Below are 16,447 nucleotides of genomic sequence, written 5' to 3'. Positions count from 1 at the left end.
TAAATTTATTTAGGAGAATAATTTTATGGAATTATTTTTTGTCTCTTAGTCGTAATTTTGAATTAACTTAGTATGTTAAAATCTGTTTTATAAGATAGATTTTCAGTAAACGTAAAGTTCCGTATGCAGCGTGTAATTGCTAAATCCATTCTTAACAAAACAAAACGGAGAGATCCTTGGTTTCTTGATGACTATACTGTAAATCCCTATAGCGGATGCTCTTTTAACTGTCTATATTGTTATATCAGGGGTAGTAAATATGGGGTAAATATGGCTGAAAAGCTAAGTGTCAAACAGAACGCGATTGATTTGTTAGATCGTGCTTTAGCGCTCCGTGCCCGTAAAAAACAATATGGAATAATTGTACTGTCGTCTGCAACGGATCCTTATTTGCAATTTGAACAAACCGAGTTACTGACGCGACAATTATTGGAAATTATACTATATTATCGTTTTCCGGTACATATTATCACTAAATCGGATCTCGTCAGTAGAGATTTTGATTTATTGAAGCAGATCGATGCAGAAGCAATACTCCCATTTGATCTGCAAGATAAATTAACACATCGTGCTTTTATTACCTTTTCATTTTCGACAATCGATACCGAAATTGCCAGAATATTTGAACCGGGGACACCATCGCCTGAGCTTCGTTTGAGTGCATTGAGCAAGGCGCGAATGATGGGATTGTGTAGTGGCGTAAGTTTAATGCCTTTGTTGCCTTTTATTTCAGATACAGGAGCTCATCTTGATCAGATGTTTTCGACTTTTCGATCCGTTGATGCAAATTATATTTTTCCAGCAACCTTGGCGTTATATGGTTCTGACCCTAGTGATAATCGGACTTTGGTTATGCGTGCGGTTGAAAAACACTATCCACAGCTCGTGGAAAAATACCAACGACTGTTTGGTCCGGACGGTAAACTTCCTAACTATTATCGACAGGCATTTGCGGAAAAGGTAAAGGGATTATGTGTACAATATGGGCTGCGAGACCGGCTGTTTTAGCTATTAAGTTTACTGATTTTATCTTCAAAAAATCAGATCTCATTTTTGTTTTTATAAGTTGTTGTAAAATAGGTTTATATGGGCCGAAAAAGACGTTTAATTTATTTTTCGTACCTTTGTACTGTCAAAAGACAGAATGGCGTGAGTTTATTCCGCTATGGCTTTGTGCCTTTGGCACAGCCTAGGTTGTTCGTTATACTTGTTGAAGTATATTTTGGAGATGCTTTTTGAATGGAGCATTTCGTCTTTAAAAGATTAGTTTCTTTTTCATCATTGCTCTTACCGAACCGAGAGTAAAGTATGTTAGTTAATAAGTTGATTGAACTGTACGAGTAAGATTTCGATCAAACGAACTCAACTGTAGGGATATTTTTATTTGTAAGAAAATAGCGTAGGCGTATGGCCTTAGTGGATTACTCATGCCCTTATGGTTTATTTATGTTTAAAAAAATTAAAGAATGGATAAAACTAGTAAGGTAAAAGTAAAAGTTGAAGACTTGGTACTTGTTTTCGGAAAACAGAAGAAGCAAGCTTTGAAATTACTAAATGAGGGTTTCTCCAAAAAGGAAATCTTGGCAAAGACAGATTGCACGATCGGAATCAACAAAGCTAATTTTGAAATCTTCGAGGGTGAATTCTTTGTTATAATGGGACTATCAGGCAGTGGGAAATCTACCCTGCTCCGTTGTCTTAATCGATTGAACGAACCTACATCGGGAAAGGTATTTGTCAATGGAGAGGATATTACAGGGAAAAATAATAAAGATCTTCTTGAAGTCCGTAGGACAGAAATGAGTATGGTCTTTCAAAAGTTTGGTCTGTTGCCACATCATACCGTATTGAGCAATGCCGCTTTTGGTTTAGAACTAAGAGGGGAAGAACGGGAAAAACGGGAATCTAAAGCTCAGAAAGCGCTGGATGTAGTAGGACTGAGTGGATTTGAGCAACAGTTACCGTCTCAGTTATCTGGTGGTATGCAACAGCGGGTTGGACTGGCTCGGGCACTTGCAAATGATCCCGAAGTATTACTGATGGATGAGGCATTTTCAGCATTAGATCCCCTGATTAAAACAGAAATGCAAGATCAGTTACTGGAGTTGCAGGATAATTTACAAAAAACGATCGTTTTTATTACCCATGATCTCGATGAAGCAATCAAATTGGGCGATCGTATTGCTATTATGAAGGATGGTGTCATCGAACAGATCGGTACCGCGGAAGATATCTTGACAAATCCAGCAAGTGACTATGTTAAAGCCTTCGTTGAAAAAGTGGATCGCAAGTCAATCATTTCGGCAGGTTCACTGATGTTTGAGAAACCTACTGTTGTACGTTTCAAAAAAGATGGTCCCGAAGGAGCTTTGCGTAAGATGCGCGCTACAGGAATTGAAATTCTCCCAGTAGTTGACGCTCATGAGACTTTTCTTGGTTTTGTTCACATGAATGAAGTCATTCAATCTGCAAAGCGTAGGGAACCTACCGTAGAATCCATTATACATACTACCGTTCCAACCGTATCAAAAGAGGTGACCGTTGAAGAAATGTTGCCCCTGATATCGGAGATCCGGTCGCCAATCGCTGTCGTGAATGAACATAATCGTTTGTTGGGGATCGTAACACAGACATCGTTAATTATCGAAGCGACAAAGTATAATGAAGAAGAAATTATTGAATTAAAAGAGAAAGCAAATAATCAGTAGAAATGAATAAAGTAATCGATATAGGACAATACATCGCTGTAGCCGTCAATTGGCTGACAGATCATTTAGAACCATTTTTTAACTTGATAAAAAATACGGGGAATGCATCCATTATTGGACTGGAATGGGTGCTAACAACGATACCTTTTTTTATTATCATCGCATTATTTACAGCATTAGCCTGGTGGAAATCCGGGAAAGGGGTTGCATTGACAACGTTGGTGGGATTAACATTGATCTATCTGATGGGATTTTGGATTGCAACGATGGAGACGTTGGCCCTGGTGTTGGTCGCTACACTGACAGCATTGGTTATATCAGTTCCTTTGGGCGTGTGGGCCGCAAAGAATAAACTAGCAGCGAAAATCATTCGACCCTTACTTGACTTAATGCAGACGATGCCTGCCTTTGTTTACTTGATTCCAGCGGTGTTATTTTTTAGTATCGGTAAAGTCCCGGGAGCTTTTGCTACCATTATTTTCGCTATGCCACCTGCTGTCCGTTTGACGACTTTAGGGATTGATGCGGTTCCAAAAGATATCGTGGAAGCTGCACGTTCCTTTGGAGCAACCAATAGTCAGATCTTATTTAAAGTAGAGCTGCCCTTGGCTACAAAAACAATCTTAGCAGGGATCAATCAGACCATATTACTGTCTTTATCGATGGTTGTTATTGCCGGAATGATTGCTGCCGGTGGCTTGGGAGAAAAAGTGCTTGAGGGTATTAATAACTTGGATATTGGTCTTGGTTTTGAAAGTGGTTTGTCCGTTGTGATTCTCGCTATTATTTTGGATCGAATCACGCAGGGCTTTGTAAAAAAGAAAGCATAGTATGAAGAAAATAAAAAGTATGGTATTGTGTCTGATCGTGTTATTGCTTGCGTCATGCAGCACAGGCCGGAATAAAAATATTATTCATATCGGTATGGTCGATGGCTGGGCTGAAGGAGTCGCAATGACAGAGGTCGCAAAAGTTATTATGGAAGAAAAGGGGTATCATGTCGTTATCCAACGCGCTACACCAGATATGATCTTAGCCTCGATGAATAATGGTGATACAGATCTATATATGGATGTCTGGCTACCTTTGACCCATGGAAGTAAAGTGGCTAAATTCCCTAATATAGAAGAGCTTGGGACGAGTTATAGCCATGCGCGAAATGGACTTGTTGTACCGGATTATGTAACAATTGATGGAATTGAAGAGTTGAAAAAACATGAAAAAGAGTTTGATAAACGGATCATTGGAATAGAAAAGGGGGCTGGAATAACACGTGCCGTGGATCAAGTGATCAAAGATTATAGCCTCGATTATAAGCATGTAAACTCATCTACCGTAGCTATGATCACGGAATTGCAAAATGCGATCAAAGCAAAACGTTGGATTGTGGTAGCTGGCTGGCAACCGCATTGGATGTTTGCTAAAATGAAATTGAAGTTTTTGGATGACCCCAAAAAGACATTGGGTGATGCCGAGCAAATTAAAATTTTTGCACGAGGAAACTTTAACATTGAGCAGCCGGAGCTAGCCCGATTTTTCTCCAAAGTCTACTTCGATGAATCAACAATGGCTGATTTGTTGTCACAAATGCAGGGAAGCCAGGACAAAGCATTTACGGCAAAAGAATGGGTCAAGAAACATAATGATCTCGTAAAGGGCTGGTTATTGTAAACTGAGGTGATTAAATAGTTCTGCCACCGCAGCACGCTACACGCCATAGCATAAGGAGGGCATTGTCATTACGACAATGCCCTTAAAAATTTACGGGCCAGTTGTATTTGTTGTTGTTGTATGCTGGATAAAGGATATCTGCTATCATCAATCCATGTGTCGAGCCCCTTTGGAAATTCCCAGGCGAAATCTAAGACTTTCGCTTTTTCCGCAGCTAAAATAATGTCATGTTTCGTTGCATTTGGATTGGCAATCTTGATGTTATTATAAATGCTATCCTGGATGAGTGGAAAGTTGTCCGCCATATCCTGATTTCTATTTGTATCCATAATGAATTATTTTCAAATAATTAAGAATGATTCTAAATAATTTTATACTTTAGTCAAAGATAGCAGTCATTCTATTGTTATGGGGTCTGCATAAAGGAGTAAAATGTCCGTCGAAGGGAATATTTCTGTTAAGGTATATTGCCTAATGTGCGTAGGACTATTTGAATCCTAAAAGGAATTAAAAATGGCACTAAGATTATATGATATTGATTCACCCAGTTTATTATTGGAGCGGACTTACCCAAGTACCTGCTTTTCCGTCGACACGGGAATTTATGAATCTGTAACACATTTAGATACTACATTTGGAAAAGGTTTTTATAAGGAGATTTTCTTCGATGGTATTCATATCGGTTACGGTCATGCACAGTTATTTAAACGGATGCGGTTTCGTTTTGAAAGTGATTTTGAAACAGTTGAAATGCACTTTGCTTTAAAAGGCAATAGTCTGGCGAGTGGCGAAATGATGCCCTTAGGTGTAAATTTTGAGACCTACCAGCATAATATTATTTACGGAAATTCAATGTGTGGTCAAATGGAGTGGGGGAATCAGGAGTTTCAGTTATGTGAAATAAACTTATCGCCCGAATTTTTTAAAAGATTCCTGCCCGAAGATTCTAAATTCTTTGCAGATTTTCGGAATGCCATTGACCGTGGTAAATCGGGATTGCTGACCGATATGCATAGACGGATTACTCACGATATGTATGAAATTATCAACGATGTAATCAATTGCCAACGAAAGGGAATTTTTAAGAAAATTTTCCTGGAAGCAAGGATTATGGAGCTCTTGCTTCTTCAATTGGAACAGTTTCAGAAAGAGGATTTTGCAGCAGTTTCGTTAAAAAAAGCCGATATCGATAAGATATATGCCGTTCGTGAGTTTCTTTTAAAAAATATGGACGCCAATAGTACATTGGTCAATCTCGCGCATCTGGTGGGTACCAATGAATTCACATTGAAAAAAGGTTTTAAGGAGCTCTTTGGTACGACTGTTTTTGGTTTTTGGCATGATGCAAAAATGGAACATGCCAAGAAACTGATCTTAGATGACGATCGAACAATCGGTGAAGTTTCTGATTTGGTTGGTTACAAAAATCAACGCCATTTTTCGGACGCCTTTAAACGTAAATTTGGAATCCCACCGAGTAAGCTAAAAAATACCTTGTAATGTGGAATAGCTTTTTTACACTTTACGGACCTTTTATTCCTTCTTACGGAAGTTTTAATAGCGCATGAATCGGGTTTGATAAAAGTCGAATAATTACCTTTGTTTAGAAAGGTTCTTAATAGAAATCTTTTGATCAAATATGTACGTAATTAGAAAATCATGGGAAAAACTGAAATGAAAGTAATACAGCTGGCCCTGACTGTAAGTAGAAAAGAATACCTGACGCCACATTATATTCGTGTTTATTTGACTGGTGATGGTGTAGATCAAATCGCTAATACGACCGTCGGGGTCAATAACAAGATCTTGATTCCGCCAAAGCATGTTGATCGCATTTATTTTCCAGAATTTGATTATGAACGAGGGCAGTGGAAGCCGATGGATGAAGCGATTAGGCCAACAGTTCGAACTTATACACATCGCGGTATCAACCTTGATAGAAATGAAGTATGGATTGATTTCGTCGCCCATGGTGATGAGGGGCCAGCTTCAGCTTGGGCTATGGCTGCAAAACCTGGCGATGCACTCGGGATTCTGATGAAAGCAGGTAAGACGTCCCTATATGAAGTTGCAGCTAACTATCTTCTTGTTGGGGATGCAACTGCAATTCCTGTTCTGGGGGCAATCTTAGAAGATTTGCCACCTTCGGCAAAGGGAATATGTATGATTGAAGTACATGGTAGCGAAGATATACAGCAATTGAAGACTAAGGCTGCTATTGATTTTATCTGGTTACATAATGATACGCCACAGGAAGGTAGCCTTTTGGCAGATTTGGTGAAGATCAGATCCTTGCCCGTAGCCGATAAATTTGCTTATGTGGCTGCTGAATTTTCGACAGTTAAGGAGATTCGCAATTATTTGCGTAAGGATCTCGGTTGGGGAAGAGAGGAGCTTTATGCTTATTCGTATTGGAAAGCTGGAGTTGCTGAAGATAAATCTGCTACAGACCGCCGTAGTGAGAGTGAAGAAATCCAGGCCTAACGTTTACGATAGGTTATGGAGAAACAGAAACAACTGATCTTAAACGGCAAGTTAAGTAGGGTGATGTGGCAGATGTCGTGGCCTGCCGTGATTGCAATGGTCCTGTATGGTCTGAACAATTTTCTAGATGGTATTTTTGTTGGTCATCTGATTAACAATACAGCGTTGGCAGCTGTCGGTGTAACCTATCCTTTAGCCCAATTTGCACAAGGTTTTGGTACCCTGATCGGAACAGGTATGGGGGCAGCAATTAGTATTTGGATAGGTGGGGATCAACAGGAGAAATTACATAGGTCATTTGGTACGGTGCATTTTTTGACTATTATTTTCTCTCTTATAATTACGCTCCCTTGCTATGCATTTGCCGACAAATTGGTCTACATGATGGGCGGTCGAGGTGAGATATTGGCTCTTGGGGTTGATTACTTTCGAGCAACCATATTGGGTAGTTTTTTCTGGATTTATGGTTTGGCCCTCAACATGATTATTCGTGCAGAGGGTCGTATGAAAACTGCGGCCTGGATGATTGCAATAGGATTGCTTGTTGATGTCTTACTTAAACCGGTTTTTATAGAACACTTTGGTTGGGGTGTATCAGGAGCAGCTTGGGCAACCAATATATCGATGATCATCTACACATTTTTAGGTGTATGGTATTACGCCGGGGGAAAGGCTTCGTTCAAAACAAAGTTTTGGTCTTTATCTTGGGATTTATCGATTTTAAAAGAAACGCTTTCATTAGGAATGCCCGGGTTTGTCATGATGGTCATGATTGTAATCCAGAATATTGTTGTCTTCAACGCATTGGCCAATTACGGAAATGATATGGATATTACGTTTTTTACGGCGGTCAATCGGCTTTATATTTTATTAAATACCCCACTATGGGGGCTTATGCGGGCTTTGCAGCCTGTAACGGGGATGAACTATGGTGCTGGGCAGTATACGAGAAGTATCAATTCGTACCGTTTATTTGCCATTACTGGGCTGCTGATTCTGCTTCCGTTCTGGTTGCTGGTGATGCTGCATCCCGTTGCTGTCATATCGATCCTGATACCAGGAGCGATTTTTTCAATACAGCAGCTAATGGATTTCAGAATTTACATGAGTGTTTTATTGGTTCTTCCATTTATTTTTATGGCGATGGTGTGGTTTCCTTCCATTGATCATGCCAAGCCTGCGACTTTTATCAGTGTATTGCGGCAGGTTGTATTTTATATTCCTATCTTAATTATTGCACCAAAATATTTTGGTGTACACAGCATTTACGTAGCGAGCGCGGCGATAGATTGGATTATTTTCATTATAGTCATCTATGCGGTTCGACGAAGCACGCGGAAGCTCAATATGCAAGTTGATGTATAAGACATTGCAGCGCGAACGATGTTAATGTTAAGTTAAGCAATCTTTAAGATTACATTGTTAATATACTACTCATCTTCTAGTAATATAGGTTTCATTTTTTTGGGCAAAATTCAAAATAATGAAACCTATTAAACTACCTCAATTTAGGAAAACAGCTCAGGTGACCTTAGCTATTGCATTGCTGAATGCGGCACATGTCGATAGCGTATGGGCAAACTTTGCGAATGAAACTACCAAGCTCGAAATTGCCGATCAAGCTATTATTAAAGGGATTGTTAAGGATCAGGACGGCAAACCTATTGACGGCGGCACGATCATCAATGAAACCAGCAAACAGAGTACGCGTACAGAGTTTAATGGTAAATTCAATCTGAAAGGTCAGGTTGGCGACCAAATCCGTGTTTCTTCTTTAGGATATAAAACAGCTACAATAACTGCTACAGATGGGGATCTTGTGGTGGTTTTGGAAAAAGATGATTCAAAGTTGGATGAGGTTGTTGTCACGGCAATTGGTATCAAGCAACAAAAGAAGCAAATTGGTTACGCTACCCAAGAAGTCAAATTAGACGTACTTAAAGAGTCTAAAACAATGAATATTGGTACAGCGCTAACGGGACAAGTATCTGGTCTTATCGTTAATAATCCAACGGGGATTTTTCAGGCACCATCTTTTCAATTGCGTGGTAAGAGCCCACTTATTGTTGTAGATGGTATTCCTGTAGAATCTGATTTTTACGACATGTCCAGTCAAAACATTGAGAATATCAATGTACTGAAAGGAACAGCCGCTTCATCTTTATATGGATCACGCGGTAAAAATGGCGCGATCTTAATAACAACCAAAAGTGCAAAAAGCGATAGGCTGGAGTTTTCGGTTGGAACCAGTAATATGTTTTCTGCTGGATTTACAGTTTTTCCTGAATCGCAGAAGGAGTTCGGAAGTGGATCCAACGGTAAATATGAGTTTTGGGATGGTGCTGATGGAGGTATTTCAGATGGAGATATGACATGGGGACCCAAATTGAACTCCGGAATAAAGGTTGCACAATGGAACAGTCCGATTCGTGATAAGCAAACTGGTGAAGTGATTCCTTGGTGGGGCGATGTGAGTGGAACCAAGTATAATGATAAGTCACGTTACGAAAGAGTGCCGATTGATTGGGTCGCACATAACAATTTAGAGGATTTCCTTGGAACTGGACTGATTACCGAAAATAATGCGACATTATCGTATCGTTCGGAAAAGGTAAGCATATTTGGAACAGGAAAATATGCTTATCAAAAAGGTCAGGTGCCCAATACAAAGCTTTCTACAGGTGGATTAAATTTGAATACCTCTTACCGTTTTACTCCTGAGGTACAATTAGATCTTAACTTATCCTATAATAAAGTGAAATCTCCAAATTATCCAAGGTATGGATATGGGCCTAAAAATCATATGTATACGATTCTGTTGTGGATGGGAAATGATGTAAATGGACAGGAATTAAAGGATCACCTCTATATTCCGGGACAGGAAGGCTATCGTCAAGCAAACTATAACTATGCTTGGTACAACAACCCTTATTTTGCAGCTAATGAGTTGAACCAAGTATACGATCAGGATATTTTGGCTGGGCAGACTGCTTTAACTTGGCGTATTTCACCTGAATTTACCATCAAAGGTCGTGCTGCAGCAAGACAAAAAAATCTATTCCAGGATATGCAGAGTCCTAAGTCTTACATGAATTATGGCGATTCACGGAATGGGGATTATAAAAACTGGGATAGCAAGCAGCTTAATTTTGATGCGGACGTCTTAGCAACCTATATTAAGCAGTTGTCTGATAATTTCGGTGTAACCGTTAATGCGGGATCTTCCACTTTCAAAAGAGATTATCGTGAGCTTTATCAAACTACTGATGGTTTAGTTGTACCATTTGTCTACAACTTAGGCAATACCCAAGGCCCAGTTAAGGCAACAAATACAACAACTGAGAAAATAATCCGAAGTGCTTATGCGTCGGTAAACTTAAACGTGTTTAAGTCCACCTATCTGAATTTTTCGGGAAGAAATGACTGGTCATCAACATTATCAAAAGCAAATCAGTCATTCTTTTATCCATCGGTTTCGCTAAGTAGTGTTATCTCCGATTATTTTAAACTGCCTGCACAAATTGACTTTGTTAAATTGTACAGTTCCTGGGCATCGGTATCTTCTGATCTGGATCCTTATAGCATTGCTGCGACGTATAAAAAAGATGTTACCTATGGTTCGACGCCATCAGTAACCTATCCTGCAGGTATTATTAATCCTGATATCCTTCCGCAGCAGTCCATTTCCTTAGAAATTGGTGCTTCTATGGCTTTCTTTAAAAATAGGCTTTCGGCTGATGTAACGTACTATAATGTTGTTGATAAAAATCAGATCATCGATTTGAGTATTTCCCAAGCATCCGCTTTTACTTCGCGCAAGGTGAATGGAAATAAATACCGTACAAAAGGATTGGAAATTTCTTTGACAGGAAATATAATTAAAAATGAACAATTTTCGTGGACATCTACTGTAAATTGGTCCCGTGCAATTCAGCGTTTGGAAGAAATTTATAATAACCAAGCGAAATACGGTAATCTTAAAAAAGGCGATCGTGCAGACAGCTATTATGGTACTGTCTGGGAAAAATCGGCTGATGGTAAGGTTATCTTGAATCCGAATACGGGTATGCCGACCAAAAATCCATTTCCACAGTATTTAGGTTACTTTCAACCGGACTGGCAATTTGGTTTTGCAAACCAGTTCAAATTTAAGGGATTTCAGGTAAATCTTGATTTCGACGGATCTATTGGCGGCGTGATGAATTCGACAACCATAGAAAAAATGTGGTGGGGTGGAAAGCATCCTTCTTCGGTCTTATATCGTCAGGAACAATATGATGCAGGGAAACCAGTTTTTGTACCAGATGGGGTGATCGTAACAGGAGGTGAGCTTACCCGCGACGTGAACGGTAATATTACTTCAGATACCCGAACGTATACAAGTAATACAAAAGCTGTTGATTGGCAGGCTTGGAGTCAAAATTATCCTTATCAGGCCAGAGTTACAGAGTCTGAAAGCAAACTGTTTGCCAATGTATTTGATCGATCATTTGTAAAACTACGTAGACTGTCGGTCGGTTATGATGTCAATAAGGTGTTTAAATTAAAACAGCTTACGGCCTTAAATGCATCACTATTTGGCTATAATTTGGCTATGTGGAAGAAAGTACCTTATATCGATCCTGATTTTGGTGTTGGAAACGATGGAAACTTACAAGATCCTTCCACGCGATATATTGGTTTTTCTCTAGATTTTAAGTTTTAATAAAGTAGTACGATGAAATTATTTAATAAACATATATTTCTTGGATTATTTTCTCTTTCAATCATGACTTCTTGTCAGAAATTGACTGAAGTAAATGTTAATCCAAATGAAGCGACAACAACCCACCCGCAAGCTTTATTGACGAAGGTAGAATGGGATGCTTTTCGGACCTGGCATGGTACCTCACCACTATATGCCTTGAAAATGATTGTGCAAACGGATGGTGAAAATGCGAATCAAATTTATAATTGGCAAAGGGGAAGCTTTGAGCAATATGGTAATCTTCGCAATATTACCAAGATGACCGAAGAAGCTGAACGTATTGGCGCTGAAAGTTATTTGGCATTAGCAAAATTTTTCCGTGCGTATTATTTTTATAATCTTACCTTAACTTTTGGTGATGTCCCTTATTCAGAAGCAGCAAAGGGTGAAAATTCGGCAATTTTTGCGCCGAAATACGATACACAGAAAGACGTTTTGGTGGGTGTATTGAAGGAGCTCGAGGAAGCAAGTATTATTCTGAAGAAGAACAATAACACCATAAATGGGGATATTATTTATGGTGGAAATAGTGGCAATTGGAACAAGTTAGTCAATTCATTTCGCCTAAAAGTACTATTGACGCTTTCGAAGAAAACGACTGATCTTCCATTTAATGCAGCAACAGAATTTTCAAAAATATTTACCAATGAGTCCAGAATCACTGATGTTAGTGGTGCTGAAGATGGGCAACTCGTCTTTTTGAATCAAGAGGGTAATCGTTATCCGGAGTTTAACTCTAGCGGTTATGGATCTGGAATGTATATGGATTCCACTTTTATCCAACGATTGCAGGACCTGAAAGATCCGCGATTATTTGCCGTCGCTACACAAACAAGACTGGGTAAAGAAGCGGGTAAAGCGATTAATGACTTTACGGCTTATGAAGGCGGTGATCCGATTGTTCCTTATGCACAAGTGAATGCAAAAGCCGTATTAGGTAAATTATCGAAAGTCCACGAACGATTTTATCAAGATCCCACAGCTGAGCCATTGGTCTTATTGGGCTGTTCGGAGATGCAGTTTATTTTGGCTGAAGCCATTTTGAAAGGTTGGATAACGGGCGATCTCAATGCAACGTATACCAAAGGAGTACAGGCATCGTTCAAATTTTATGAAAAGTATGCGAAAAATTTAGGAACTTATACAAATGAAGCGCAAGCGGCCAAATATCTTGAACAAAATTCGGTAAGTCTTGACGGAGCTAGCTCCAATGAGCAAAAGCTCGAACGTATCTTGATGCAGAAATACCTGCGCTCATTTCATCAGGGGGGATACTCGGCTTATTTTGATCATTTGCGCACGGGATATCCGAGTTTCCGTAAATCTGCAAATGTGAAAACAGCCTATCGCTGGATGTATCCTCAAGATGAGTACAATAATAATACTGCGAATGTATCTGATGCGATCAAATCACAATTTGGCGGAAATGACAATATTAATTTACAGACTTGGTGGTTAAAATAATGGATTCAAGAAGGGTGTTTTTAAAAAAAGCAGCCATGCTGGCTGGGAGTACAGTCGCTATAAACTGGCTGCCTGAATCAATACAAAAAGCCTTGGCGATTGAAGCTCCAAAAGGATCAACTTTTTTGGATGCCGAACATGTTGTCTTTTTGATGCAGGAAAACAGATCGTTTGACCATTGTTTTGGAACTTTGAAGGGCGTACGTGGCTTTAACGATCCCCGCGCGATGAAATTACCGAATGGTCTACCTGTATGGATACAAGGAAATAAGGAAGGTGCATATTTTGCACCTTTCCATTTAGATATCGTCAATAGTAAATCGACTTGGATGGGGTCGCTTCCGCATGGCTGGCGTGATATGGTTGCTGCTCGTCATGACGGGAAAATGGATAATTGGTTGGAAGCAAAGAGCTCTGGCAATTCAGAATATAAGGCTATGCCTTTAACAATGGGTTATTATAACCGTGCGGATATTCCTTTTTATTATGCTTTTGCAGATGCATTTACGGTTTGTGACCAGCATTTTTGTTCTTCACTGACGGGAACGAGCGCTAATCGATCGTATTTTTGGACTGGTACAGTGCGCGAAGAACCCCGTAATCCCGAATCTGTTGCGCATGTAGACAATGGCCAGATCAACTACAAGGATGTCAAATGGAAAACCTATCCTGAACGACTGCAAAAAGCAGGGGTCTCGTGGAAAGTTTATCAAAATGAACTAAGTTTACCAGTAGGCTTTAAAGGAGAAGAGGAAGATTGGTTGGCCAATTTTACAGATAACAACCTGGAGTTTCACCAACAATATGGTGTAAAATATCATTTGGCACATTATCAGTGGATGAAAGAACGGGTAAAAGAGCTGCATAAATTTTTGGAAACAAATCCAAAAGAAGAATTGCTGCATAAAGCCAAAGCGGAATTGGAGGATTTGAAAAGAGATGTCATTCATTATACCCCCGAAAATTTTGACAAGCTATCCCAATTTGAAAAAGATATTCATCGTAATGCTTTTGTGACTAATCTAGCTGATCCCAACTTTCACAAACTTGAAAAATTAAGTTATAAAGAAGGTGGAAAGCGGCAGGAAGTTGAGGTGCCGGCCGGAGATGTTTTTTATCAGTTTAGAAAAGATGTTGAAGATCACCAATTACCTACAGTGTCGTGGTTAGTGGCACCTTGTCGTTTCTCGGATCATCCGGGCTCACCTTGGTATGGGGCATGGTATGTATCCGAAGTCCTCGATATATTGACCAAAGACCCTGAGGTTTGGAAAAAGACAATTTTCATCTTAACTTATGACGAAAATGATGGATATTTTGACCATATCGCTCCTTTTGTTCCGCCATTGAGCACGAACAAAGATCAGGGTGCCGTGTCAGAAATCGACACTTCGGATGAATATGTTACGCTAGAACAGGAGCGAAAAAGGAAAAATAGTAATCATGTAAGTTTTGAAAGTCCTATTGGTTTGGGCTATCGCGTACCAATGGTGATAGCTTCACCCTGGTCTAAGGGTGGTTGGGTCAATTCCGAAGTTTTTGACCACACCTCCTGTCTTCAATTTTTAGAACATTTTTTGGAGAAGAAAACGGGTAAGGTGGTACGAGAAGAAAACATCAGTCAATGGCGAAGAATGGTCTGTGGCGACTTAACAACTTCTTTTCGTCCTGTAGATAACATTGTCAAAACAAGGCTTAATCCGGTAGACAGAGACGGGTATGTTGAACGTATATTTTCCGCTAGGAATAAAAAGCTCCCAACAGATTTTGTGAAAATCGACAGCCAAAGACTGGTGGAAATCAAATCGACAGGTCAGTATCATGCAGCTATGCAGATGCAAGAGCAGGGATGGAAGGATGCCTGTGCTCTACCTTATGAATTGCAGCTAAAAGTACAGCATACACCAACGATGCTTTCCATCAGTTCAACCTTGGAAAGAAGGCTCAATACAGCTAAAGCGGGAGCGGGTCTACCTTATTATGTTATTTCCTATGTGGCGTATGATGGCCATGCGGCGGGTAAAGTTTGGAATTTTACGGTATGGGAAGGGGATCAGTTAGCGTATGAATGGGAACTCGATAAAATTGTAGGAGAGTACATATCATTTGCATTGCACGGGCCTAATGGTTTCTATCGTGCGATTGAAGGCGCAAAGTCACATATTCCAGCTATTGATGTGTATACGAAAGTGGTTTCTGGAAAGCCTATTCTTTGTGTACAATCAGAGTCGCTAAATTGGGATTTACTTCTTAAAGACTGTTCCTATGATCTTTTCCATGCGAAGGCAATGCGCAAGGATGATCCTGCTTTGGTTGAAATCGATTGCAGCAAGAGTGAAGGTTGGTATGATATCGAAATAACGTGTTCAGAAGATCATGCGGTCAAATTCCGCTATGCTGGACATATAGAGACTGGTAAATCAAGTAAGACAGACCCGTTAATGGGTAAAGTGAAATTATAGCTGAACCAATTAAATACTAGTACGAAAGCGCTGTTTCACGATCGATGTACACAGCGCTTTTGCTTTTGCAAAATAGAGCAAGATTCTTTTCGTGTAGATTTTGGCAAAAATGGGATTTGTGTCTCTTGTGTCAAAACGTTATTTTTATGGTTTGGATCGTAGTTCATTACAGAGAGCTACACATCATGACGAATATGGAGGAGCAAAAAATTATTTTGGTTGAAGATGAACAGGATGTTGCTGATTTGATTGTACAAGGCTTAGGCGAGGATGGCTATAGGGTCATTCATCTGGGGCGTTCGGAAGGTCTGGAACAGCTTTTGGCGAAGCAAGATGTCTCTCTTGTGCTATTGGACATTCTTTTGCCGGGAACTAACGGCCTGGATATTTGTAAGCAGATCAGACAGTGGGGGTATACCGATTTACCTGTTATGATGCTGACTGCACTTGGTACTCCAGAGAATGTGGTGCTCGGACTCGATAATGGTGCCGATGACTATCTTTCCAAGCCCTTTAAGCTAATTGAATTGAAGGCTCGGATACGCTCATTAATCCGCAGGCAACAGTCTATCGTACAGGCAACACAACGTGAGTTACAGCCCTCGAAGGACACATTTAGTTATGGTTTTCTGAGTATCGATGATTATAAAAAAATAGCCTACTGTGAGGGGCAGGAACTCAATCTGACAAGTACAGAGTATCGTTTACTCTTGTTGTTTATTCAGAGCCCCAAAAAGGTATTTGAGAGAACGGAGCTTTTGGACAAAATATGGGGAATAAATTTCGATATTGGATCAAATGTCGTCGATGTTTATGTGAATTATTTGAGAAAAAAGATTGAAAAAATAACGAGCAAAAAAGCAATCCATACGGTTATTGGTATGGGATATGTTCTAAAAATAGAAGACTGA

At 39.7% G+C, this 16,447-nt stretch carries 12 protein-coding genes; 11 read left to right on the top strand and 1 reads right to left on the bottom strand.

Features of this window, described 5'->3' with window-relative positions:
- Positions 1 to 123 precede the first annotated feature (123 nt).
- From ACHWSC_RS13310 to ACHWSC_RS13295, 4 genes are all read left to right on the top strand, one after another.
- Positions 124 to 1,008, top strand: coding sequence for a radical SAM protein (locus ACHWSC_RS13310; protein ID WP_394677070.1), 885 nt, complete (start codon positions 124 to 126; stop codon positions 1,006 to 1,008).
- Between the two features lie 458 nt (positions 1,009 to 1,466).
- Positions 1,467 to 2,708, top strand: a complete 1,242-nt coding sequence (locus ACHWSC_RS13305; protein WP_201669243.1) for a glycine betaine/L-proline ABC transporter ATP-binding protein — start codon at positions 1,467 to 1,469, stop codon at positions 2,706 to 2,708.
- A 2-nt stretch (positions 2,709 to 2,710) separates the two neighbouring features.
- Positions 2,711 to 3,538, top strand: a complete 828-nt coding sequence (locus tag ACHWSC_RS13300; protein WP_394677069.1) for an ABC transporter permease — start codon at positions 2,711 to 2,713, stop codon at positions 3,536 to 3,538.
- A gap of 1 nt (position 3,539) precedes the next feature.
- Positions 3,540 to 4,379: a glycine betaine ABC transporter substrate-binding protein gene (locus ACHWSC_RS13295; protein ID WP_394677068.1), complete on the top strand. Its 840-nt coding sequence runs from the start codon at positions 3,540 to 3,542 to the stop codon at positions 4,377 to 4,379.
- Positions 4,380 to 4,447: 68 nt separating this feature from the next.
- Here ACHWSC_RS13295 and ACHWSC_RS13290 read toward each other — a convergent pair whose 3' ends face one another.
- Positions 4,448 to 4,708 carry a hypothetical protein gene (locus ACHWSC_RS13290; RefSeq protein WP_046675378.1) on the bottom strand — a complete coding sequence of 87 codons (261 nt, stop codon included), beginning with the start codon at positions 4,706 to 4,708 and terminating at the stop codon, positions 4,448 to 4,450.
- A gap of 184 nt (positions 4,709 to 4,892) precedes the next feature.
- On the opposite strand from ACHWSC_RS13290, the gene ACHWSC_RS13285 reads away from it, so the two are divergent.
- From ACHWSC_RS13285 to ACHWSC_RS13255, 7 genes are all read left to right on the top strand, one after another.
- Positions 4,893 to 5,879: a helix-turn-helix transcriptional regulator gene (locus ACHWSC_RS13285; protein WP_394677067.1), complete on the top strand. Its 987-nt coding sequence runs from the start codon at positions 4,893 to 4,895 to the stop codon at positions 5,877 to 5,879.
- Positions 5,880 to 6,038: 159 nt separating this feature from the next.
- Positions 6,039 to 6,863 carry a siderophore-interacting protein gene (locus ACHWSC_RS13280; protein ID WP_205400874.1) on the top strand — a complete coding sequence of 275 codons (825 nt, stop codon included), beginning with the start codon at positions 6,039 to 6,041 and terminating at the stop codon, positions 6,861 to 6,863.
- Positions 6,864 to 6,878: 15 nt separating this feature from the next.
- Positions 6,879 to 8,228, top strand: coding sequence for an MATE family efflux transporter (locus tag ACHWSC_RS13275; protein ID WP_394677066.1), 1,350 nt, complete (start codon positions 6,879 to 6,881; stop codon positions 8,226 to 8,228).
- Between the two features lie 118 nt (positions 8,229 to 8,346).
- Positions 8,347 to 11,568 (top strand): SusC/RagA family TonB-linked outer membrane protein, encoded by a 3,222-nt coding sequence (locus tag ACHWSC_RS13270; protein WP_286753702.1) that lies wholly within the window; start codon positions 8,347 to 8,349, stop codon positions 11,566 to 11,568.
- Positions 11,569 to 11,580: 12 nt separating this feature from the next.
- The gene (locus ACHWSC_RS13265) at positions 11,581 to 13,074 is read left to right on the top strand and encodes a SusD/RagB family nutrient-binding outer membrane lipoprotein (RefSeq protein ID WP_259254182.1); all 1,494 of its coding nucleotides are present in this window, start codon (positions 11,581 to 11,583) and stop codon (positions 13,072 to 13,074) included.
- The gene (locus tag ACHWSC_RS13260; RefSeq protein WP_394677065.1) at positions 13,074 to 15,536 is read left to right on the top strand and encodes a phosphocholine-specific phospholipase C; all 2,463 of its coding nucleotides are present in this window, start codon (positions 13,074 to 13,076) and stop codon (positions 15,534 to 15,536) included. The genes ACHWSC_RS13265 and ACHWSC_RS13260 overlap by 1 nt, the downstream gene beginning before the upstream one ends.
- 146 nt (positions 15,537 to 15,682) lie before the next feature.
- On the top strand, positions 15,683 to 16,447 hold the full coding sequence (locus ACHWSC_RS13255; RefSeq protein WP_227550161.1) for a response regulator transcription factor: 765 nt from the start codon (positions 15,683 to 15,685) through the stop codon (positions 16,445 to 16,447).

It is taken from the genome of uncultured Sphingobacterium sp. (genome assembly GCF_964277905.1).
Taxonomy (GTDB): Bacteria; Bacteroidota; Bacteroidia; order Sphingobacteriales; family Sphingobacteriaceae; genus Sphingobacterium; species Sphingobacterium siyangense.
The sequence above is the reverse complement of the archived record's forward strand: the minus strand, read 5'-3'. Positions and strand labels throughout refer to the sequence as shown.

Excerpts from the sequence above, each read along its gene's own strand:
- ACHWSC_RS13275 (WP_394677066.1), top strand. The coding sequence starts at position 6,879 with ATGGAGAAACAGAAACAACTGATCTTAAACGGCAAGTTAAGTAGGGTG.
- ACHWSC_RS13280 (WP_205400874.1), top strand. The coding sequence starts at position 6,039 with ATGGGAAAAACTGAAATGAAAGTAATACAGCTGGCCCTGACTGTAAGT.
- ACHWSC_RS13265 (WP_259254182.1), top strand. The coding sequence starts at position 11,581 with ATGAAATTATTTAATAAACATATATTTCTTGGATTATTTTCTCTTTCA.
- ACHWSC_RS13270 (WP_286753702.1), top strand. The coding sequence starts at position 8,347 with ATGAAACCTATTAAACTACCTCAATTTAGGAAAACAGCTCAGGTGACC.
- ACHWSC_RS13285 (WP_394677067.1), top strand. The coding sequence starts at position 4,893 with ATGGCACTAAGATTATATGATATTGATTCACCCAGTTTATTATTGGAG.
- ACHWSC_RS13305 (WP_201669243.1), top strand. The coding sequence starts at position 1,467 with ATGGATAAAACTAGTAAGGTAAAAGTAAAAGTTGAAGACTTGGTACTT.
- ACHWSC_RS13290 (WP_046675378.1), bottom strand. The coding sequence starts at position 4,708 with ATGGATACAAATAGAAATCAGGATATGGCGGACAACTTTCCACTCATC.
- ACHWSC_RS13300 (WP_394677069.1), top strand. The coding sequence starts at position 2,711 with ATGAATAAAGTAATCGATATAGGACAATACATCGCTGTAGCCGTCAAT.
- ACHWSC_RS13255 (WP_227550161.1), top strand. The coding sequence starts at position 15,683 with ATGGTTTGGATCGTAGTTCATTACAGAGAGCTACACATCATGACGAAT.
- ACHWSC_RS13295 (WP_394677068.1), top strand. The coding sequence starts at position 3,540 with ATGAAGAAAATAAAAAGTATGGTATTGTGTCTGATCGTGTTATTGCTT.
- ACHWSC_RS13260 (WP_394677065.1), top strand. The coding sequence starts at position 13,074 with ATGGATTCAAGAAGGGTGTTTTTAAAAAAAGCAGCCATGCTGGCTGGG.
- ACHWSC_RS13310 (WP_394677070.1), top strand. The coding sequence starts at position 124 with ATGCAGCGTGTAATTGCTAAATCCATTCTTAACAAAACAAAACGGAGA.